This is a genomic window from Rhodanobacter sp. FW106-PBR-R2A-1-15, assembly GCF_058789735.1.
In genome coordinates this window covers 13,471-32,445 of record NZ_JBYTEM010000028.1, presented here as the reverse complement: position 1 = coordinate 32,445, position 18,975 = coordinate 13,471, and the positions used below count along the sequence as shown (strand labels likewise).

Sequence of the window (18,975 nt, the reverse complement as noted above, 5' to 3'; positions counted from 1 at the left end):
AGGTCTAGAACAGCATGGCCAGGCCGAACAGGCCGACCATCAGGAACGAGATCACCAGCTTGACCAGGGTGCCGGCGAGCAGCCCGAGCCAGGTGCCGGCGCCGACGTGGGTCGAGCGCAGCACGCTGGCGCCGGCGCTGAGCTCGCCCAGCAGCGCGCCCACGAACGGCCCCAGGATCAGCCCCGGGATGCCGAGGAACATGCCGACCACGGTGCCGAGCGTGGCGCCCCACAACGCGCGCGGACTGGCGCCGACCCGCTTGGCGCCCAGCGTGCCGGCGACGAAGTCGACCAGCACGCCGAGCGCACCGAGCACGCCGATCACCAGCAGCCAGGCCAGGCCCAGGTGTTGGTAACCATCGAGCGCGGCGACCAGCCAGATGCCGCCGAAGATCATCGGGATGCCCGGCAGCATCGGCAGCACGGTGCCGGCGAGGCCACCGAGGATAAGCAGTGCAGCGAGCAGGTAGAGCGCGATTTCCATCGGCAGTTTTCCCGGTTGGTCGCGCCCGATGTGCGGGTGTTTGCCCGCGTGGACAAGCGCCGCACCCAGGCGGAGCGCGGCGGGGCTGTGGATGGGCCGTTGAAGCGTACCGCGCCCTACTTCTCCACGAACGCCCGCTCGATCACGTAGTCGCCCGGCTCGCGTGTGCGCGACGAGGCGTGGAAGCCGCGGCCGTCGAGCAGGGCGCCGAGGTCCTCCAGCATGGCCGGGCTGCCGCACAGCATCACGCGGTCGGTGGCCGGGTTCAGCGGCGGCAGGCCGGTCGCCGCACCCATCGTGCCGTCAACGGTCGCATCGGTGATGCGGCCCTGATGGCGGAACGGCTCACGCGTCACGGTGGGGTAGTAGATCAGCTTCTCGCGCACCAGTTCGCCCAGGTAGTCGTGCTGCGGCAGCTGATTTTCCAGATAGTCGGCGTAGGCGAGGTCCTCGACCCGGCGCACGCCGTGGGCCAGCACGATGCGGTCGAAGCGCTGGTAGGTGTCCGGGTCGCGGATGATGCTCATGAACGGCGCCAGCCCGGTGCCGGTGCCGAGCAGGTACAGGTACTTGCCGGGCTTGAGGTCGGTCAGCACCAGCGTGCCGGTGGGTTTGCGCGTGACGATCAGCGGGTCGCCGGGTTGCAGGTGCTGCAGGCGCGAGGTCAGCGGGCCGTCCGGCACCTTGATCGAGAAGAACTCCAGGTGCTCCTCCCAGCTGGCGCTGGCGATGGAGTAGGCCCGCATCAGCGGACGGCCTTCCGTCTCCAGCCCGATCATCACGAACTGGCCGCTGTCGAAACGGAAGCCGGGGTCGCGCGTGGTGCGGAAGGAGAACAGGCTGTCGTTCCAGTGCCGCACGTCGATCACGTGCTCGGTTGCCATTGCCACCATGGTTGGTCGTCTCGCCTTGTTGCGCTGTCGGATGCCGGGGAAGTCGTACGCCAGACCACCCGGCAGGCCGGTGGCGGGGACTCGCGGGGAGGGCGGCCGTGGCCGCGGTGCCTTGCGAGCGCCGGGATGGACGCGGCGACAACTGCCTAGGATACGCGAGCGACCAGGAACGCGCCTGCCCGGCCGCGATGGCGAGGCGATCCGCGACATCGTGCCGCGTCGCCGCCCCTGGTTCGAATCGCTGTGCAGTTGCCGCAGGCGAATACTGCGGTGAGAAAGACCGCGAAGGCGGACAGGTAGGTACGGCGGAGCGCGCGGGAATAGGAGCAAACGCCGGGGTGACGTAGCATTCATCCCGCAAGCCTCCTCGAGATGTTCCGACATGACCGAAAACCACCGCCGTGCCTCGCCCTGGCAGCTTTTGGTGGCGCCGATGATGGACTGGACCGACCGCCACTGCCGCTACTTCCACCGGCTGCTGTCGCCGCGCGCGCGGCTGTACACCGAGATGGTGACCAGTGCGGCGCTGGTGCGCGGGAAACAGCTGCGCCTGCTCGAGCACAGCCAGCAGGAACACCCGCTGGCGCTGCAGCTGGGCGGCAGCGAGCCGCGCGAGCTGGCGCAGGCGGCGCGCTTCGGCGCCGAGGCCGGCTACGACGAGATCAACCTCAACGTGGGCTGCCCGTCGGACCGCGTGCAGTCGGGCCGCTTCGGCGCCTGCCTGATGCGCGAGCCGGTGCTGGTGGCCGACTGCGTGAAGGCAATGCGCGATGCGGTCAGCGTGCCGGTGACGGTGAAGTGTCGCATCGGCGTGGACGACCAGGACGCCTATGCCGATCTGCAGCAATTCACCGAGCTGATGCTGGAAGCCGGCGTCGGGGTGCTGGTGGTGCACGCACGCAAAGCGTGGCTGAAGGGCCTCAGCCCGAAGGAGAACCGCGAGGTGCCGCCGCTGGACTACGAGCGGGTGTACCGGCTCAAGCGCGAGTTTCCGCAGCTGGTGGTGGTGATCAACGGCGGCATCGCCACGGTGGCGCAGGTGCGTGCGCACCTGATGCGGCTGGACGGGGTGATGCTGGGCCGCGCGGCGTACCACGACCCGTACCTGCTGGCCCAGCTCGAGCATGCGCTGCACGGCGAGCCGCTGCCTGATCGCGAGAGCGTGCTGCAGCGCCTGCGGCCGTACGTGGAGGCCGAGCTGGCGCGCGGCACCGCACTGAAGCACATCAGCCGGCACCTGCTTGGCCTGTACCAGGGCGAGCCGGGCGCGCGCACGTTCCGTCGCACGCTCAGCGAGGGCGCGCACCTGCCTGGCGCCGGCTGGGCGCTGCTGGAGCAGGCGATGGCGCCGTGCGCGGCGGCGGCGTGACAGCCACCGCCCGTCCGGTCAGTATTCAGGCCTGATTGTCTAGGCTGGCCGCACCGGCAGTTGCCGGGGCGGTGACTTTACCCATGACGACGCACAAAAACTTCATCCCTGCTCTGCTGATATCGCTGCTTGCCGGCGCTGCCGGGCTGGCCGTGGCGCAGTCGGCCGAGTCGACGGTGACGCTGGACCAGGCGGTGCTCCAGGTGCAGCAGGAGACCGGCGGCAAGATATTGTCGGCCGAGCAGCGGGGGGTCGGGCGCCGGCAGGAGTACCGCATCAAGGTGCTCACCGCCGACGGCCACGTCAGGGTGATGGTGGTCTCCTCCGAATCGGGCAAGAATCCGTCATCCGCCCAGTCAACCAAGAACCCGCCCGCCAAGAGCGCGGGCCGCAAGGAGAAACGCTGATGCGCATCCTGTTGGTGGAGGACGAGGCGCCGTTGCGCGAGACGCTGGCGGCGCGCCTGAAACGCGACGGCTTCGCCGTCGACGCGGCGCAGGATGGCGAGGAGGGCATCTACCTCGGTCGCGAGGTGCCGTTCGACCTGGCGATCATCGACCTGGGCCTGCCCAAGATGTCCGGCATGGAGCTGGTCAAGGCGCTGCGTGAACACGGCCAGCGCTACCCGATCCTGATCCTCACCGCGCGCGGCAGCTGGCAGGACAAGGTCGAGGGGCTGAAATACGGCGCCGACGACTACCTGGTCAAGCCGTTCCACGTCGAGGAACTGCTGGCACGCATCAACGCGCTGGTGCGCCGCGCCAGCGGCTGGTCGAAGCCGATCCTGGCCTGCGGCATGATCAAGCTGGACACCACCGCGCAGACGGTGACGGTGCAGGGCAGGCCGGTCGACCTGACCAGCTACGAGTACAAGGTGCTGGAGTACCTGATGCTGCACGCCGGCGAGCTGGTCTCCAAGGCCGACCTCACCGAGCACATCTACCAGCAGGATTTCGACCGCGACTCCAACGTGCTGGAAGTGTTCATCGGCCGCCTGCGGCGCAAGCTCGATCCGGACGGCACCCTCAAACCCATCGAGACGGTACGTGGACGCGGATACCGCTTTGCCATCCCGCGCACCGACGGCGACGACGAATGAGCGTGGATCGCCGCGCCGCCCGCTGTCGCTGGCGGCACGCGCGGCGATCGCCACCACGTTCGTGCTGGCCGGGTTCCTCGGTCTGGTCGGGCTGACCCTGACCCAGACCAACAAGGCGCGCGCGCTGCGCACGCTGCACGACCGGCTGGAGAATTTTGCGATCGCGTACATCACCGGCACCGACGTGAACCGGTACGGCCGGCTGCTGCCGCCGGAGACCTTGCCGAACCCCAACTTCTCGCGGCCGGGCTCGGGCCTGTACGCGGTGGCGCTGGGCGACCATGGCTTCCACTGGGAATCGTCCTCGGCGATCGGCCGCGACTTCACCTTCCTGAAACTGCTGGAGCCGGGCCAGAGCCAGTTCGTGGGACCGGTCGAGACCCGCATGGGCCGGCTCTACTACTACAGCTACGGCGTGGCGCTGGACACCGTGGAAAAAAAATCGGTGCGGCTCACCGTGATGGTGGCGCAGACCGAGGACCAGTTCGAGGGCGAGAACGCGGTGTTCCGCCATACCCTGGTGATCTGGCTGTCGATCCTCGGCGTGATGCTGATCGCGCTGCAGTTGCTGCTGCTGCGCTGGAGCCTCACTCCGCTGCGCAAGGTGGCCAGCGACATGAGCCGGGTCGAGCGCGGTGACAGCGAGCAGTTGGACAGCCAGTACCCGCTGGAGCTGACCGGCCTGACCGAGCGCATCAACGCCTTCATCACCAACGAGCGCGAACAGCGCACGCGCTACCGGCACACCCTGGCCGACCTTGCGCACAGCCTGAAGACGCCGCTGGCGGTGATCCGCTCGCAGCTGGAATCACCGACGGCGGGCGACGAGGCGGCGCGCCGCGCCAGCGTGCTCGACCAGGTGCGGCGGATGAACGAGCTGGTCGCCTACCAGCTGTCGCGCGCGGCCACCTCCGGCCGGCAGACCTTCGCCAGTGCGGTGCCGATCGCCGGCCATGCCGAGGATCTGGTGCAGGGCCTGGAGAAGGTTTACGCGGCCAAAAATGTTCTCTGCGAATTCGACATCGAGGACGGCGCGGTGTTCTACGGCGAGCAGGGTGACCTGCTGGAGCTGATGGGCAACCTGCTGGAGAACGCGTTCAAGTGGGCCGGCCATCGCGTGCTGCTGGTGGTGAAGATGCAGCCGCGGCCCGGGCGCCAGCGGCCCGGCCTGTGGCTGGGCGTGGAGGACGACGGCCCGGGCATCGCCGAGGACCAGATCGAGAAGGTGCTGCAGCGCGGCGTGCGCGGCGACGAGCGGGTGCAGGGCCACGGCATCGGCCTGTCGATCGTGCAGGACATCGTGCATGCCTACCAGGGCGAGCTGGTGGTCGACCGTTCGCCGGAACTCGGCGGCGCGCGCTTCAGCGTGAAGCTGGCGGCGAGCTGAGGCGACAGAGCGGAGCGGTTGCGGATGCTCCGTCGCGGCGCTCAACGCGTGCGGCAGTAGCCCGCCGGCGCGCGGCCCTCGGCCGGCGAGCGGCCATAGAACATTTCCAGCAATTCGGCCACCGCCGGTTCGGCCTCGCGCAACAGCGCCGGTTGCGAGTAGTGCATCTCGCTGACCACGGCGAAATACTCGGCGGCGCTTTCGGTGGCGTAGTGGTCGATCGGGCTGTTGCAGTGCTCCGCCGGCGTGGCGACCAGGCGGTCGTAGGCCTGCTGAAACTGCCCGATCCAGCGCCGCCGCGGGATGTCCACCAGCGGCGGCACGCCATCGGGCGGCCCGTCGAGCATGTCCAGCTTGTGCGCCATCTCGTGCACGACCACGTTGTAGCCGTCCCACGGCTGCTCCAGGTCCAGCTGCACGTCGGCCAGCGACAGCACCAGCGGGCCGCGTTCCCACGCCTCGCCGATGCGGATCTCGTCGCCTTCGGTGACCACTCCGGTGCGGTCGTCGTGGTGGCTGCGGCGCACCTTGAACTCGCCGGGGTAGATCAGCACCTCGCGCCAGCCGCGCAGGCTGGCGCCGCCTTGCCGCAAGGCCGGCAGGCAGGCCTGCATGGCGATCAGCAGGCGCCAGTAGTCGTCCAGCACGGCGCCGGCCAGGGCATGGAAGTGCTTGCGCGCCAGGAACAAGGTGGACAGCTGGCGCAGCTGCTGCTGCCGTTCGGGGTCGAGCCGGTGTGCCAGCGGGCAGCCGGCCAGCGCGCGCCGCCACAGTGGATCGGCGATCGGCGCCGGTTCAAAACGCGCCCGCAGCGATTGCCACCATGGACCCGGCATGACGCCGAGCGTTACTGGATCGAGCCTGGCAGCAGCGATTGCCAGCCCAGGTGCGGCCGGCGGGCCGGCGTTGGCGTGGAGGAGCCGCCGCCGGAACGGGTGTTGCCGTTGCCGGAGCTGCTGCCGGTACTGTCGTTGCTGCCGGCCGGCGGGCAATCGCGGTTGAGCCCCAGCACATCGCCGCCGCTGCAGCTGGCGTCATGCGAGCTGGCGTTGTCGAGCGTGGCGTGCGAGGAGCTGTCCAGGTCCTGGGTGGCGTCCAGGCTGCTGGCCGCGGCACCGCCCAGCCCCGCAACGCACAAGGCGCAACCGATAAGCCAATGGGTGGCACGCATGGCGATCGAACTCCCTGACCTTCAAGCGAAGACTCCGATCGTCGCAGAAACACCGAGGCCGTACCAGTGCTGCCGAGCCGCCCGCGGCTGCCGCAGGGCCGGTCGGGCGGGCTAGAATCCGCCGATGTCCGAGCTGCCCCGCCATCCCCCACATTGTCCCTCGCCCGCTGCTGCTGGCGGGGCCGACTGATGCAGCCGGCGCAATTGCTGGCCCTGCTGGCCGAAGGCGAGTCGTTGTCCGGCGCCGGCCTTGCCGCACGGGCCGGGGTGACCCGCGCGGCGATCTGGAAGCAGGTCGAGGCCCTGCGCGCCCGCGGCGTGCCGGTCGAGGCTCGCGGCACGGCCGGCTACCGGCTGCCGTGGCCGCTGCAGATGCTGGATGCGGGGCAGATCCGCACCGCCCTGCCGGCACCGCTGGCGCGCTCGCTCGGTGCGCTGGAGGTGCATTGGGAGCTCGATTCCACCTCCAGCGAACTGCAGCGTCGCGGCCACGCGGCGAAGGACTTCAGCATCGTGCTGGCCGAGACCCAGCAGGCTGGCCGCGGCCGGCGTGGGCGCGGCTGGCTGTCGCCGCCCGGGCTGAACCTGCACCTGTCCTGCCTCAAGCGTTTCGAGTCCGGATTTGCCGCGCTGACAGGGTTGTCGCTGGCGGTCGGCGTGATCGTGCTGCGCGCGCTGGAGACCCTGGGCATCGCCGGGGCCGGGCTGAAATGGCCGAACGACCTGCTGGCCGCAGGCGAGCGCCACGGCGGCGGCAAACTGGGCGGCATCCTGGTCGAGCTGAGCGGCGAATACCAGGGCCCCTGTGCGGCGGTCATCGGCATCGGCCTCAACCTGCGGCTGACCCCGGCGTTGCGTGAACAGGCGGGCCAGCCGGCTTGCGACCTGGCGACTCTCGCCGGCGGCACGCCGCCGGATCGCAACCGTGCGGCGGCGGCGTTGATCGCCGCCCTGGTCGAGGGCTTGCGGCAGTTCGAGCGCGACGGCTTCGCCGCGTTCAGCGCCGACTACGCGCGCCACGACCTGCTGCGCGGTCAGCCGCTGCGGCTGAGCGGGGCGCTGGGCGCGTTCGACGGCGTGGGCGCCGGCGTAGACGGGCGCGGCGCGCTGCAGGTGCGCATGGCCGACGGCAGCGTGCGCCGGATCGACAGCGCAGACGTCACGGTACGCCGCGCATGAGGCTGCTGCTCGACCTCGGCAACACGCGGCTGAAGTGGGCGCTGCAGGCGCCGCCGGAGGGCTGGCTGGCGCGCGGCGCGGTGGATTGGCAGGAAGCTGACCCGATGGCCGCGCTGGCATCGGCCTGGGCTGGTCTGCCGCGGCCGACGCGGGTGCTTGCGGCATCGGTGGTCGATGCCGCGCGCGAAAGCCAGGTGGCCGCGACGACACAACGGGTGTTCGGCTGCGCGCCGACCTGGCTGCGCACCCCGGCGCGAGCCTGCGGCGTGCGCAACGCCTACGCTGAGCCGCAGCGGCTCGGCGTGGATCGGTTCCTCGCGATGGTGGCGGCGCATGCCGACGGCCACGCGCCGTGCGTGCTGGCCGGCGTCGGTACCGCACTCACGCTGGACGCCCTGGCGGCCGATGGCCGACACCTGGGCGGCCTGATCGCGCCGGGTCCGCTGCTGATGCAGCAGTCGCTGCGGGGCGCCACGGCGCAGGTGCGACCGGAGCGGCCGGGCGCGATCGTGGATCTGGCCGACAACACCGCCGATGCGGTGGCCTCGGGCTGCTGGCACGCGGCGGCAGCGCTGGTCGAGCGCTTCACCACGCGTGCGGCGGCGCGGCTGGGTACCACGCCGCAACTGATCCTCGGCGGCGGCGACGCCGCTTCGCTGCTGCCGCTGCTGTCGCTGCCGGCGCGGCTGGGTCCGGACGGCGTGCTGCGCGGCCTTGCCGTGTGGGCCGATGCGCCATGACGTCGTCCGTCTAGAATGATGGCCGCTGCCGTTTGATGGGGGTTCGATGTTCCTGCGCCTGCTGTTCGTGTTGTTGACCGCGCTGAATATCGCAGTGGGCGCCTGGCTGTTGCTGGGGCAACCGTATGCCCGCGGCGGCATGCCCAGTGATCCCGGCGTGACGGAACTGCACCTGCTGTCGGAATTGCCGGTTCCCGGTCCGGCGGCGGCAGCAACGGCAGCCGTCCCGGCCGCGGCGACCCCGCCGCGCCATCTCAGCTACAGCTGCCTTGCGCTCGGCCCGTTCGCCACTCCGCAGGATCTGCGCAGCGCGCGCCAGGCGCTGTCCGCGCAGACCGTGCGCATGCGCTCGCGCCAGGAACAGGCCAGCCAGACCAGCGGCTGGTGGGTCTACCTGCCGGCCGCCGGCAGCCGCGCGCAGGCGCTGGCGGTGGCGCGCCAGCTGGCGGCGCGCAACATCGACGACTACTTCGTGGTCAGCGCCGGCGACCAGCCCAACACCATCTCGCTGGGTCTGTTCAAGGACCCGGCCAATGCGCGCAAACGCCGCGACGAGGTCACCGCGGCCGGCTTCCCTGCGCGCATGAGCGAGCGCAGCGAGAGCGTACCCGAGTACTGGCTGGACCTGGTGGTCGCCGACGGCGGCAACTTCGACTGGCGCAGCCGCGTGCGTACCGCGGGCATCGATGCGCACGGCACCGGCTGCTTCTGAACCGCCCCGCGATGCGGCCTGCTAGAATCCCCCGGCCTCGCCGGCATAGCTCAGTTGGTAGAGCAACTGATTTGTAATCAGTAGGTCCCGGGTTCGATTCCTGGTGCCGGCACCATTTGATAGTCCAAGCAAGTCCAATGAAGGCCGGCAAACCTTGATATAGAAAGGGATCCGGCCTTTTTTGTGTCTGATAGAGCCCAATAAGGTCTATTGCAATCCGGGGGCAACAAGGGGCAACATCGGGGGCAATAGCACTTATCCCCGAGAAGGTTGCCCCCAATGGCACTCACGGACGCCGCGATACGCAAGGCCAAATCCACCGAGAAAACGCAGCGTTTGTTCGATGGCGGCGGCTTGTACTTGGAAGTCTCCCCGGCTGGAGGCAAGTGGTGGCGGCTGAAGTATCGGTACGGGGGCAAGGAGAAGCGCCTGTCACTCGGCACCTACCCTGACACCGGCCTGGCCGATGCTCGCGAGAAACGCGCCGCGGCCCGCAAGCTGCTGGCTGCTGGCATCGACCCTAGCGAGCAGCGCAAGGCTGTGAAGGCCGCGGGTGAGGAGCGCGCGGCGAACAGCTTTGCCGTCATCGCGGCGGAATGGCTGGCGTTGCAAAAGCCACGCATGGCGGCCGCGACGCTGGAAAAGGCGCAGTGGACGTTCGATGAGCTGCTCAACCCATGGATCGGCAACCGGCCCATCGCCGAGATTGAAGCGCCGGAACTGTTGAAGCTGCTTCGCCGGATCGAGGACCGGGGCGCCCATGAAACCGCCCACCGGACAAAGCAGAGAGCCGGGCAGGTGTTCCGCTACGCCATCGCCACGAGCCGCGCGAAGCATGACCCTTCCGCTGACCTGCGTGGTGCGCTGGCGCCCGTGGTGAGCACGTCACGTGCGGCGATCACCGACCCCGTGAAGGTGGGTGACCTGTTGCGCGCGATCGACACCTATCAAGGCTCGCTGGTGACGAAGTGCGCCCTGCGGCTGGCACCACTGGTGTTCGTGCGGCCGGGCGAGCTGCGCAAGGCCGAGTGGGCGGAAATTGACCTGGACGGTGCGCAGTGGCGCATCCCTGCTGCCCGCATGAAGATGCGCGAGGAGCACGTCGTGCCGCTGGCCCAGCAAGCCGTCGCGGTCCTGCGCGAGCTGCATCCCCTGACCGGGTGCGGGCAGTACGTGTTCCCCAGCTACCGCGGCAAGGCTCGCACGATGAGCGAGAACACCGTCAACGCTGCGTTGCGCTACATGGGCTTCGACAAGGACACCATGACCGGCCACGGCTTCCGCGCGATGGCGTCGACGCGGCTGAACGAAATGGGCTGGCCACCGGACGTGATCGAGCGCCAGTTGGCCCACGCCGAGCGCAACAAGGTGCGTGCTGCCTACAACCGCGCGCAGTACCTGGACGAGCGCACCCGCATGATGCAGGCATGGGCGGATTATTTGGATGGACTGAAGGCCGGCGGCAAAGTCGTCGCCATCAACCGCAAGGCTGGCTGAGTCGCGCCGCATAGTGGGCCACTTTACGCCGCGCCTAGGCTGATCCCCGAAAACCGGGCACCTTCCCCGGCTGGCGCGGCAACTATTGAAGGGCGCAGAGGTGTGCGTGATGGGTACTGTGACGCGTCATTTCCATGACCAGTTGCTTGAGCGAGTCACGCACTTGGTCAAGCTCTTTGAAGACACTCTTAAAGAATGCGAAGGGCGCACTGAGGTAGAAATTGCACAGGCGTCAGATACATTTTTAGCCTGGGCTGCTGCCACCGAGCGATCGAAAGACAAGGAGCATGCGCTCACGGTTGCATGGTCGAAATACGGCGGGATTTGTTGCGGTCTTGTCTATCCATCCGACGGGGGATTTGAAAGTTTTAACACGCTTCCGTTCAACGCATCCCCGCCTTGGGAAAGAGAGGAGACCGCCCTCATAGCTGGGTTCGTTCTGGCTGAACACGCAAGGCATCTGCTGCAGGGGACGTCACATGATGGATGCGCTGTCGCCGCCATGCTCTACGCGGATGCTGTGGAGGCTAGGGAGTTCTGGGACAACCTGCGTGGCATGGCCAAATGCCGTCACCCAAGCTCCTCGGCGCAGGGGTTGGAAGCAATTTATCGCGCCCGCCTTGCACGACATCATCGTTCTCTGTTTGCCAAAAAAAACGCTGAGCAAAGACTCGCCAATGATGGTGACGGCAAGCAAGCCGCGAAAAAGAAAGTAGAAGATCTCTGGCTAGAGCGTCACGCTGGCCAGCACCCGAAGCTACGCACCAATGAGCAGTTCGCCGCTGAAGCAATGCGTCAATTCCCTGAGCTCACCACTGCAAAGACCATCCTTGGCTGGTGTACCAAGTGGAACAAGGAAGCGAAATCCCGGTCTGCTAGCAGATAGGGCTATGTGCTAGCAGAAGGGCGCCGTTCTCGGTGCCTTCGCGGTCTCATGAATCACCTCAGTTAACGCAAGGTGCTCCATGAACCAACTGTCCCCAGTCACCGCCACCCCAATCTCTCCCCTCTACGTCCGCTCGAAGGCGGCCGCAGCCCGCTTGGGCGTGAGCCATTCCTGGTTCTGGTTGGCCGTCAAGGAGGGGAGGCTCCCGCGCCCTCAGAAGATCGGCCAGCGCATGAGCCTGTGGCACACGGCCGAGCTCGATGCTGCCTTCACCAAGTTGCTCGCTGCGCGCGAGTCAACCAAGGCGGCGTGAGGTGTGCCATGACCCAGACAAACGAAAGCCCTGCCGGCGTGGACGCGCCGAACAGGGCCAGGACAACTGCTCAAGCGAACGAGCTGCATCATGGTAACGCCGCCCTGCTGGCGATGGCAACGATCGAAAGGCGGCTATCGGGTAACGAGCGCTTCGACGCGAGGCAGGTTGCACTGGAGCATGCCGCACTCGTCGCACCGATCGACCACCGTGAGCGCCTGTGCGCCGAGGCGGAACGGCAACGGGTCCGCGCCTCACTCCGTGCAAAGAGCCCGCTGTGGCGCTTGGTGGAAGCTGTCGAGCAGGTCGCTGCGCGTGGAGGTGTGTGATGGCGCGCATCCGCTCTGTGAAGCCGGAATTCTGGACAAGCGAACAAATCGCCGAATGTTCACCGAACGCTCGCCTGTTGTTCATAGGCATGTGGTCGTTCGCTGACGATGCAGGAGTGCATAAGGCTTCGCCGCGTCGCCTCAAGATGGAGGTATTCCCTTCGGACGACTTCGGTGAAATTGCCGTTTCCGTGATGGTGGGTGAGTTGGTCAAGGCGGGCCTGGTGGAGTGCTACGAGGTCGACGGCGAGACCTACTGGAAGGTCACCGGGTGGCAAAAGCACCAGCGCATCGACCAGCCTACCTACCGCCACCCCCTACCTGACGGCTCGGTGCCGACAACTGTTCGACGTCGGGCGCCTGAGCTTGATTCGTCGAATGTTCGTCGAACATCCGATGAATGTTCAGGGCGGGAGAGGAGTGGAGAGGAAAGGAGTGGAGAAGGAAAAAAGAAAGAGCACGAGAAAACGGCCACTTCTAAGTCATCAGCTGGCAAGGCAATCGAGATTGACACCTGGCTTAGCTCGCTCGGTGGTGCTGATGCCATCCCGGCAACTGACCCAATCTTCGACTACGCCGAAAAGGCAGGGATTCCGTTGGACTTCCTCGCGATGAGCTGGAAGCGGTTTGTGGATGACATGCGCGAACGCAAGACCCGCAGGAAAGACTGGGTCGCGCATTACCGCAACGCGGTCCGGTGCAACTGGTTCAAGTTGTGGTGGTTCGCGCCGGAAGGTGACTGCCGATTGACGACGGTAGGCGAGCAAGAACGCAGGGCCGCAGCAGCATGAATACGCAGCTATCGCCCAATCACTTGTTCCCCGACGCGGAGGGGGTACCCATGCCACCGCACGACCTCGTTGCGGAACAAGCCGTGCTCGGCGGTTTGATGCTGTCGCCCGAGTCTCTGTCCAAGGTCTCAGACTGGCTGAAGGAGAGCGACTTCTTCCGCAAGGATCACCGGCTGATCTTCCGTGCGGTGAGCGAACTCAAGCGACGTGGAGCACCCTGCGACGCGGTGACGCTTGGCGACTGGTTCGAAGCAAATGACCTTGCGCAGATCATCGGCGGATCGAGCTATCTGATCGAGTTGGCGAATGCCACCCCGAGTGCAGCCAACATCGTCGCGTATGCCGAAATCGTGGTTGAGAAGTCCAAATTGCGTGCACTGATGGCCACGGGTAACAAGATGGTGGCGGCGGCATCGGCGAAGGGTGCCGAGTCACAACAGGTCATCGGCACAGCCGCACACGAGTTGGCGCAAATGCAGGCCAGCAAGCTGCGCGGTGCACTGGAACCGGTGAAAGAGGCAATGAAGTGCACACAGGTCGAGCTGATGGCGCGTTACCTGCGCGGCCCTGGCTTGCTCGGCCAGCCTTGGCCATGGCAGGGGTTGAACGATTGCACGAAGGGACTGAGAGACGGCGTGCTGTACGTCGTAGGTGCCCGACCGAGCATGGGTAAATCAATCTTCGGCCTGCAGGTTGCGGTCCTCACAGCACTGCGCGGTAACCACGTGGCGTTCTTCAGTGTCGAGATGGGCACCCAGGAATGCATGGCTCGCGCGGTGGCATGCGTAGCAGAGATTCCGCACGACTGGGTAGAGAATCCGGCGAAAGAGGACGAGGACTCGGAGATCTTCTGGGCCCGCTTGGCCGATGCGACGCAGTTGATCATCGACTCGCCGCTGCAGATGGACGAAACACCAGGCATCACCATCGACCAGATGATGGCTCGCGCTCGGCGCGCGCACATGCAAAAGCCGCTGCGCCTGGTGGTGGTTGATCACATGCATGACATGGGCATCGACCCCAAGCGAGAGGTGCGCCACGAATACGGGCGCATCGCCCAAGGTGCCAAGACCCTCGCGAAGGAGCTGATGTGTCCGGTAATTTTGTTGGCGCAGCTCAACCGCTCCATTGCTGGGCGGGCCGACAAACACCCGACGATGACTGACCTTCGCGAATCCGGCGAGATCGAACAGAAGGCAGACGTGATCCTGTTTTTGCACCGCGAGGACTATTACGACCGCGATACACACCTGCAGGGTGTTGTGGAAGTGATCCCGGCTAAGGGTCGGAATATCCGAACCGGCAAACCTATTGCATTGCGGAACATCTTCAGCCAAATGCGCATCGCGGATTGGGAGGGTACGCTTCCCACGCTATCGCCCAAAGGCCTGGTCACCACTCGCGGATTCAGAGCCCACAGCGACCGGACCCTCACAGACTTTTAGGAGCCAACGGACCGCCTACAAACCCGCCAGCGGCACGTACGTGGCCAACGGGTGGCCAACGGAAGGAAGGGCTGGCGTTCCACAGGGGGGCTTCGCGCGCCTGCGCCGCCATAGAAGTGATGACAATTGCGTACATCGCTGGCAGAGCCTTTTGGGAGGCTCAGGGCGCGTTAAAGCCAACGGTAACTGGTAACAAATCCATACATGGCGTTCACTCGCAAGACCGCGCGACAGTATCAAGGCACGGCCGGAGAAGGCCGCCATGAAGGTGGTGAGGGAAACCACAGGAGCGACAACCCGAACCCGCTCTATGACCGTGGACGCTGTACGTAGAGAAGCCCGCGCTGCTGGCCCCACAGGGTGGGATTGAGCCGACACCCGGACAGAACCGGAATGTTGGACAGGCGGGCTTCAGTGCCGATGTTACGCGGATGCTGGAGTACTTCCACCAGCGTCCGCGGCATGTGCGGCGGACGCACGGCTTGGGTCGTGGCTACAGGAACACCTCCTGGACTCTGCCGGCCGTACGCAGTTGGCAGCACGGAGAGGCGTAAGGGACACCCAGACAAAACCTGACATTTCCGAACATTGCGCGAGCGAGGAATTTTGCGACCAGTACGCGCACGCGCGCGAGGGTGTAGCCGTGAGTGGGTTGCTGTGTATCGGGTTGCCCGCGCTGGCGTTCTGGGTGCAGCTGGTCGACAAGGCCAGCAACTCCTATCATCAACAGTCCGCCGGTTCCGGCGGAAAGGTCGTAGACAGGGGCACAACGTGTTCAGTGACGGCGCTACGGCCATCTAAGTCACTACGCGGAGTCTTGCATGCCCCTGACCCTCCCCCAGCTCGAACGCCACCTGTTCAAGGCCGCCGACATCCTGCGCGGCAAGATGGACGCCAGCGAGTTCAAGGAATACATCTTCGGCATGCTGTTCCTGAAGCGCTGCTCGGACGTGTTCGATCAGCGCCGCGCCGAGGTGGTGGCGCAGCAGCTCGCCGCCGGGCATAGCACCACCGAGGCGGAAGCGCTGGCGGAGATGAAGCGCTGGTACGGCGAGTCGTTCTACGTGCCGCCCAGCTCGCGCTGGCAGTACTTGGTGAACGAGGCGCACCACAACGTGGGCGACTACCTCAACGTGGCGCTGGGCGGGCTGGAGAGCAACAACGCCAGCCTGGCCGAGGTGCTGGAGCACATCGACTTCACCCGCAAGGTGGGCCAGTCGAAGATCCCTGACCTCAAGCTGCGCCAGCTGATCACTCACTTCAGCCAGTTCCGCCTGCGCAACGAGGACTTCGAGTTCCCCGACCTGCTCGGTGCCGCCTACGAGTACCTGATCGGCGAGTTCGCCGACTCCGCCGGCAAGAAGGGCGGCGAGTTCTACACTCCACGCGCCGTGGTGCGCATGATGGTGCGGCTGATCAAGCCCGAAGCCGGCATGAGCGTGTACGACCCCTGTGTCGGGTCGGGCGGCATGTTGATCCTCGCCAAGGAATACGTGGACGAGCACGGCGGCAACAGCCGCCGGCTCGACCTCTACGGGCAGGAAGCCAATGGCACGGTGTGGTCCATCGCCAAGATGAACATGCTGCTGCACGGCATCGCCAACGCCGACCTGCGCAACGACGACACCCTGGGCGAGCCCGCGCACGTGGAAGGCGGCGAGCTGATGCGCTTCGACCGCGTGCTCAGCAACCCGCCGTTCTCGATCACCTGGGGCAGCGCCGACAAGGACGCCCAGGGCCGCCCGGTGTGGAACCCCAAGCACCCCGAGCGCTTTCGCTACGGCCAGGTGCCGCTGGGCGCGAAGAAGGCCGACCTGATGTTCCTGCAGCACATGGTGGCCGTGCTGCGCGAGGGCGGCATGGTCGCCACGGTGATGCCGCACGGCGTGCTGTTCCGCGGCGGCGACGAGCGCGCCATCCGCGCCGGCCTGATCGAGGCCGACCTGCTGGAGGCGGTGATCGGCCTGCCCGCCAACCTGTTCTACGGCACCGGCATCCCCGCCTGTGTGCTGGTGCTGCGCCAGCGCAAGGGCAATGAGAGCGGCAAGCCCGAAGCGCGCCGCGACAAGGTGCTGTTTATCAACGCCGACCGCGAATACTTCGAGGGCCGCGCGCAGAATTACCTGCTGCCCGAGCACGTGGAAAAGATCGTCAACAGCTTCGACGCCTACACCGACGTGCCTGGTTTCGCCGCCGTGGTGGACGTGCAGACCCTGCGAGACAACGACTACAACCTCAACATCCGCCGCTACGCCGACAACGCCCCGCCGCCCGAGCCGCAGGACGTTCGTGCGCATCTGGCCGGCGGCATCCCGAAGGCCGAAGTCGAAGCCAAGGCCGCGCTGTTCGACGCCCACGGTCTGGACCCGCGCGACCTGCTTGCCGAGCGCGATGCGCATTACCTCGACTTCCGCGAAGAACTGACCACCCGCGCCAGCCTCAAGCCCGCTGTCGAAGCCGACCACGGCCTGCTGACGCGCGAGCAGGCTGCGCGCGACGCGTTTGCGGCGTGGTGGCAGGCGCACAGCCCGCGCATCGCCGCGCTTGCCGGCGCCAGCAACGCTTTCGCCTTGCGCAGCGAGCTGCTGGACAGCTTCAGCGTCGCGCTCGACCCGGTGGGCCTGCTGGACCGCTTCCAGGTGCGCGGTATCGTCGCGGGCTTCTGGGACCAGTCCAAGTTCGACCTGCTCACCCTGATGGCGCGCGGCGCCAAGGGCGTGATCGACGCTTGGCGCAGCTCCATCCTCACCGCGCTGGAGGACGAGAAGGCTAGGAACAACCCGCTAGACCACAAGCTGGTGCGCGCCCTGCTGCCCGACTTCATCGAGGCGCTGGCGGAACTCGAAGCGCAGAAGGCCGAGCTGGACAGCCAGCTCAAGGCCGCCGCGCCCGACAAGACCGAAGGCGAGGACGACGCCGAGTCGGACGATGCCGAAGCGGTGGACGAGGCCCAGCTCAAGGCGTGGAAGAAGGAGCTAGCCGCGGTGAAAAAGCAGCTCAAGGCCCTGCAGGCCGCCTTCGCCCAGCACCTCGACGCTGCCGTCGACGCGCTGGACGAACCCGGCGCGATGGTCCTGCTGCTTGCCATCCAGCGCAACGACATGCAGGCCATCCTCGCCCGCTACATCGCGGCGCAGCGCCAGCAGGTAGTTGCCGCGTTCGAAAACTGGTGGGACAAGTACCGTGTGACTCTGGTGGAGATCAAGCGGGAGCGCGATCGGGCGGCGGGGGAGTTGCAGGGTTTTTTGAGAGTGCTGGGGTATGTCTGAGGTGCCTACCCTCCTTCCGCCGGCAGGCTGGAAACCTGCAATTCTCGGACAAGTGTCTGAGTGCATCCTCGGTGGTACGCCGTCGACAGAGGTGCCTCGGTACTGGGGTGGTGACGTCCCTTGGATGGCATCGGGCGATGTTCACATTCGCCGAATTCACGATGTTCCGGGGCGGATTACGGCGTTGGGCCTTCGTTCGTCAAACGCAGCTCTTACGAACCCTCCTGCTGTCGCAGTTGGACTAGCTGGGCAAGGAAAGACTCGCGGCACAGTGGCTCTAACGCTCTGTAGCCTGAGCACTAATCAATCTATTGCGCTTCTGAAGGCAAATGAGACCGACTTACGCACGGATTATTTGTTCCACAATTTGGACCGGAGATACGAGGAACTACGTGCGCGTTCGTCAGGTGGAGGCCGAGGCGGACTGTCGAAGAACATCTTGGAGGCCATGCCGGTCGATCTGCCTCCATTGGATGAACAGCAAAAAATCGCGCAAATCCTCGACACCCTCGATACCGCCATCCGCCAGGCCGAGGCGATCATCGCCAAGCTCAAGCAGATCAAGCAGGGCCTGCTGCACGACCTGCTCACCCGCGGCATCAACGCCAACGGCGAACTGCGCCCCCCGCAACCGCAAGCCCCGCACTTCTACAAGCAGTCGCCACTGGGGTGGATTCCAAAGGAGTGGGAAGTATGCCGACTGCTCGACGTTTCGAAGCGCGTGACGGACGGAACACATCAGGCGGTAGCAACGGTTTCCAACGGCACCGGTCAGATTCCATTTCTCTTTGTGTCTTGTGTTCGCGATGGACAAATCGCATGGAACAAGGCCGCATACATCACGACTCGTGACTACGAACGCATATCCAAGGGGCGCGAGCCGGCAGCCGACATGGTGCTTTACACGGCAGTCGGATCGTATGGAGAGGCAGCGGAGGTCTCCGAGTTCAGAAAATTCGCGTTTCAACGCCATATTGCGTGTATCTATCCAGACGCTGCATTTGTGGCCAGCGGATTCATGCCGTTGGTCCTCAATTCGACACGTCTTCGACACCATGCGGATCGAATCGCACTTGGGAACGCTCAAAAGACGATCACGCTTGGAGAGCTATCCCGGTATCCCTTCCTTTGTCCCGGCTTAACCGAACAAGAGGAAATCGTTCGCAGATCGAACATCGCGCGCGAAAGTCTGGTTGAGGAAGCATCCGAGCTGAAAAAACTTTACCTTCAAAAATCCGGCCTGATGGACGATCTACTCACCGGCCGTGTTCGCGTCACCCAGCTGCTGGAGGCCGCCGCCACGCCATGACCGCGCCCATGCTACTCACCCGCGAATCGCTGACGGTCGAGCTCCAGAGCGACCACTACAAGCTCCGTGACCGCAAGCTGGTCGACGCGCTGGTGTAGCGCG

At 66.1% G+C, this 18,975-nt stretch carries 19 protein-coding genes and 1 tRNA gene; 16 read left to right on the top strand and 4 right to left on the bottom strand.

What is annotated here, in order from left to right; genetic code table 11:
* Window positions 1-4: 4 nt before the first annotated feature.
* Both AC3WTD_RS14010 and AC3WTD_RS14005 read right to left on the bottom strand, forming a co-directional pair.
* Entirely contained in the window at window positions 5-484 is a 480-nt protein-coding gene (locus AC3WTD_RS14010) for a DUF456 domain-containing protein (RefSeq protein ID WP_027491575.1), read from the bottom strand.
* Window positions 485-600: 116 nt separating this feature from the next.
* Window positions 601-1,377 (bottom strand): ferredoxin--NADP reductase, encoded by a 777-nt coding sequence (locus AC3WTD_RS14005; RefSeq protein ID WP_492614144.1) that lies wholly within the window; start codon window positions 1,375-1,377, stop codon window positions 601-603.
* Between the two features lie 382 nt (window positions 1,378-1,759).
* Between AC3WTD_RS14005 and dusA the strand changes: the two genes are divergently transcribed.
* From dusA to AC3WTD_RS13985, 4 genes are all read left to right on the top strand, one after another.
* Window positions 1,760-2,746 carry a tRNA dihydrouridine(20/20a) synthase DusA gene (dusA, locus tag AC3WTD_RS14000; RefSeq protein ID WP_492614143.1) on the top strand — a complete coding sequence of 329 codons (987 nt, stop codon included), beginning with the start codon at window positions 1,760-1,762 and terminating at the stop codon, window positions 2,744-2,746.
* Between the two features lie 83 nt (window positions 2,747-2,829).
* Complete coding sequence (locus AC3WTD_RS13995; RefSeq protein ID WP_027491572.1) at window positions 2,830-3,153, top strand: PepSY domain-containing protein; 324 nt, start codon at window positions 2,830-2,832, stop codon at window positions 3,151-3,153.
* Complete coding sequence (locus AC3WTD_RS13990; RefSeq protein WP_027491571.1) at window positions 3,153-3,845, top strand: response regulator transcription factor; 693 nt, start codon at window positions 3,153-3,155, stop codon at window positions 3,843-3,845. Before AC3WTD_RS13995 ends, AC3WTD_RS13990 begins: the two co-directional genes overlap by 1 nt.
* Window positions 3,811-5,232, top strand: a complete 1,422-nt coding sequence (locus AC3WTD_RS13985; protein ID WP_492614142.1) for an ATP-binding protein — start codon at window positions 3,811-3,813, stop codon at window positions 5,230-5,232. Before AC3WTD_RS13990 ends, AC3WTD_RS13985 begins: the two co-directional genes overlap by 35 nt.
* Window positions 5,233-5,273: 41 nt before the next feature.
* On the opposite strand, the gene AC3WTD_RS13980 is transcribed toward AC3WTD_RS13985, so the two are convergent.
* Together AC3WTD_RS13980 and AC3WTD_RS13975 are read right to left on the bottom strand one after the other, a co-directional pair.
* On the bottom strand, window positions 5,274-6,068 hold the full coding sequence (locus AC3WTD_RS13980; RefSeq protein ID WP_492614141.1) for a M90 family metallopeptidase: 795 nt from the start codon (window positions 6,066-6,068) through the stop codon (window positions 5,274-5,276).
* A gap of 11 nt (window positions 6,069-6,079) precedes the next feature.
* Window positions 6,080-6,403 carry a hypothetical protein gene (locus tag AC3WTD_RS13975; RefSeq protein WP_492614140.1) on the bottom strand — a complete coding sequence of 108 codons (324 nt, stop codon included), beginning with the start codon at window positions 6,401-6,403 and terminating at the stop codon, window positions 6,080-6,082.
* 189 nt (window positions 6,404-6,592) lie between these two features.
* Here AC3WTD_RS13975 and AC3WTD_RS13970 point away from each other — a divergent pair, with 189 nt between their 5' ends.
* The 12 genes from AC3WTD_RS13970 (at window position 6,593) to AC3WTD_RS13915 (ending at window position 18,873) form a co-directional block, all read left to right on the top strand.
* Window positions 6,593-7,582 (top strand): biotin--[acetyl-CoA-carboxylase] ligase, encoded by a 990-nt coding sequence (locus tag AC3WTD_RS13970; protein WP_492614139.1) that lies wholly within the window; start codon window positions 6,593-6,595, stop codon window positions 7,580-7,582.
* Window positions 7,579-8,322: a type III pantothenate kinase gene (locus AC3WTD_RS13965; protein WP_492614138.1), complete on the top strand. Its 744-nt coding sequence runs from the start codon at window positions 7,579-7,581 to the stop codon at window positions 8,320-8,322. Before AC3WTD_RS13970 ends, AC3WTD_RS13965 begins: the two co-directional genes overlap by 4 nt.
* 46 nt (window positions 8,323-8,368) lie before the next feature.
* Entirely contained in the window at window positions 8,369-9,034 is a 666-nt protein-coding gene (locus tag AC3WTD_RS13960; protein WP_492614137.1) for an SPOR domain-containing protein, read from the top strand.
* Window positions 9,035-9,073: 39 nt separating this feature from the next.
* A tRNA-Thr gene (locus AC3WTD_RS13955) sits at window positions 9,074-9,149 on the top strand.
* A 164-nt stretch (window positions 9,150-9,313) separates the two neighbouring features.
* The gene (locus tag AC3WTD_RS13950) at window positions 9,314-10,531 is read left to right on the top strand and encodes a tyrosine-type recombinase/integrase (protein WP_492614136.1); all 1,218 of its coding nucleotides are present in this window, start codon (window positions 9,314-9,316) and stop codon (window positions 10,529-10,531) included.
* Between the two features lie 109 nt (window positions 10,532-10,640).
* Window positions 10,641-11,417, top strand: coding sequence for a hypothetical protein (locus AC3WTD_RS13945; protein WP_492614135.1), 777 nt, complete (start codon window positions 10,641-10,643; stop codon window positions 11,415-11,417).
* A 79-nt stretch (window positions 11,418-11,496) separates the two neighbouring features.
* On the top strand, window positions 11,497-11,730 hold the full coding sequence (locus AC3WTD_RS13940) for a helix-turn-helix transcriptional regulator (protein ID WP_492614134.1): 234 nt from the start codon (window positions 11,497-11,499) through the stop codon (window positions 11,728-11,730).
* A gap of 8 nt (window positions 11,731-11,738) precedes the next feature.
* A complete protein-coding gene (locus AC3WTD_RS13935) occupies window positions 11,739-12,059 on the top strand; it encodes a hypothetical protein (protein ID WP_492614133.1) in 321 nt (106 codons plus the stop codon).
* Window positions 12,059-12,850, top strand: coding sequence for a hypothetical protein (locus AC3WTD_RS13930; RefSeq protein ID WP_492614132.1), 792 nt, complete (start codon window positions 12,059-12,061; stop codon window positions 12,848-12,850). Before AC3WTD_RS13935 ends, AC3WTD_RS13930 begins: the two co-directional genes overlap by 1 nt.
* A 50-nt stretch (window positions 12,851-12,900) precedes the next feature.
* Entirely contained in the window at window positions 12,901-14,295 is a 1,395-nt protein-coding gene (locus AC3WTD_RS13925) for a replicative DNA helicase (RefSeq protein ID WP_492614131.1), read from the top strand.
* Between the two features lie 821 nt (window positions 14,296-15,116).
* On the top strand, window positions 15,117-17,564 hold the full coding sequence (locus AC3WTD_RS13920) for a type I restriction-modification system subunit M (protein WP_492614130.1): 2,448 nt from the start codon (window positions 15,117-15,119) through the stop codon (window positions 17,562-17,564).
* Window positions 17,557-18,873 carry a restriction endonuclease subunit S gene (locus tag AC3WTD_RS13915; protein ID WP_492614129.1) on the top strand — a complete coding sequence of 439 codons (1,317 nt, stop codon included), beginning with the start codon at window positions 17,557-17,559 and terminating at the stop codon, window positions 18,871-18,873. Before AC3WTD_RS13920 ends, AC3WTD_RS13915 begins: the two co-directional genes overlap by 8 nt.
* Window positions 18,874-18,975 lie beyond the last annotated feature (102 nt).

What these genes read in the sequence shown, in the direction of transcription:
- AC3WTD_RS14005 (WP_492614144.1), bottom strand. Translation starts at nt 1,377, where the DNA reads ATGGTGGCAATGGCAACCGAGCACGTGATCGACGTGCGGCACTGGAAC.
- AC3WTD_RS13940 (WP_492614134.1), top strand. Translation starts at nt 11,497, where the DNA reads ATGAACCAACTGTCCCCAGTCACCGCCACCCCAATCTCTCCCCTCTAC.
- AC3WTD_RS13970 (WP_492614139.1), top strand. Translation starts at nt 6,593, where the DNA reads ATGCAGCCGGCGCAATTGCTGGCCCTGCTGGCCGAAGGCGAGTCGTTG.
- AC3WTD_RS13930 (WP_492614132.1), top strand. Translation starts at nt 12,059, where the DNA reads ATGGCGCGCATCCGCTCTGTGAAGCCGGAATTCTGGACAAGCGAACAA.
- dusA (WP_492614143.1), top strand. Translation starts at nt 1,760, where the DNA reads ATGACCGAAAACCACCGCCGTGCCTCGCCCTGGCAGCTTTTGGTGGCG.
- AC3WTD_RS13995 (WP_027491572.1), top strand. Translation starts at nt 2,830, where the DNA reads ATGACGACGCACAAAAACTTCATCCCTGCTCTGCTGATATCGCTGCTT.
- AC3WTD_RS13915 (WP_492614129.1), top strand. Translation starts at nt 17,557, where the DNA reads ATGTCTGAGGTGCCTACCCTCCTTCCGCCGGCAGGCTGGAAACCTGCA.
- AC3WTD_RS14010 (WP_027491575.1), bottom strand. Translation starts at nt 484, where the DNA reads ATGGAAATCGCGCTCTACCTGCTCGCTGCACTGCTTATCCTCGGTGGC.
- AC3WTD_RS13960 (WP_492614137.1), top strand. Translation starts at nt 8,369, where the DNA reads ATGTTCCTGCGCCTGCTGTTCGTGTTGTTGACCGCGCTGAATATCGCA.
- AC3WTD_RS13925 (WP_492614131.1), top strand. Translation starts at nt 12,901, where the DNA reads ATGCCACCGCACGACCTCGTTGCGGAACAAGCCGTGCTCGGCGGTTTG.
- AC3WTD_RS13990 (WP_027491571.1), top strand. Translation starts at nt 3,153, where the DNA reads ATGCGCATCCTGTTGGTGGAGGACGAGGCGCCGTTGCGCGAGACGCTG.
- AC3WTD_RS13945 (WP_492614135.1), top strand. Translation starts at nt 10,641, where the DNA reads ATGGGTACTGTGACGCGTCATTTCCATGACCAGTTGCTTGAGCGAGTC.
- AC3WTD_RS13935 (WP_492614133.1), top strand. Translation starts at nt 11,739, where the DNA reads ATGACCCAGACAAACGAAAGCCCTGCCGGCGTGGACGCGCCGAACAGG.
- AC3WTD_RS13980 (WP_492614141.1), bottom strand. Translation starts at nt 6,068, where the DNA reads ATGCCGGGTCCATGGTGGCAATCGCTGCGGGCGCGTTTTGAACCGGCG.
- AC3WTD_RS13950 (WP_492614136.1), top strand. Translation starts at nt 9,314, where the DNA reads ATGGCACTCACGGACGCCGCGATACGCAAGGCCAAATCCACCGAGAAA.
- AC3WTD_RS13920 (WP_492614130.1), top strand. Translation starts at nt 15,117, where the DNA reads ATGCCCCTGACCCTCCCCCAGCTCGAACGCCACCTGTTCAAGGCCGCC.
- AC3WTD_RS13965 (WP_492614138.1), top strand. Translation starts at nt 7,579, where the DNA reads ATGAGGCTGCTGCTCGACCTCGGCAACACGCGGCTGAAGTGGGCGCTG.
- AC3WTD_RS13975 (WP_492614140.1), bottom strand. Translation starts at nt 6,403, where the DNA reads ATGCGTGCCACCCATTGGCTTATCGGTTGCGCCTTGTGCGTTGCGGGG.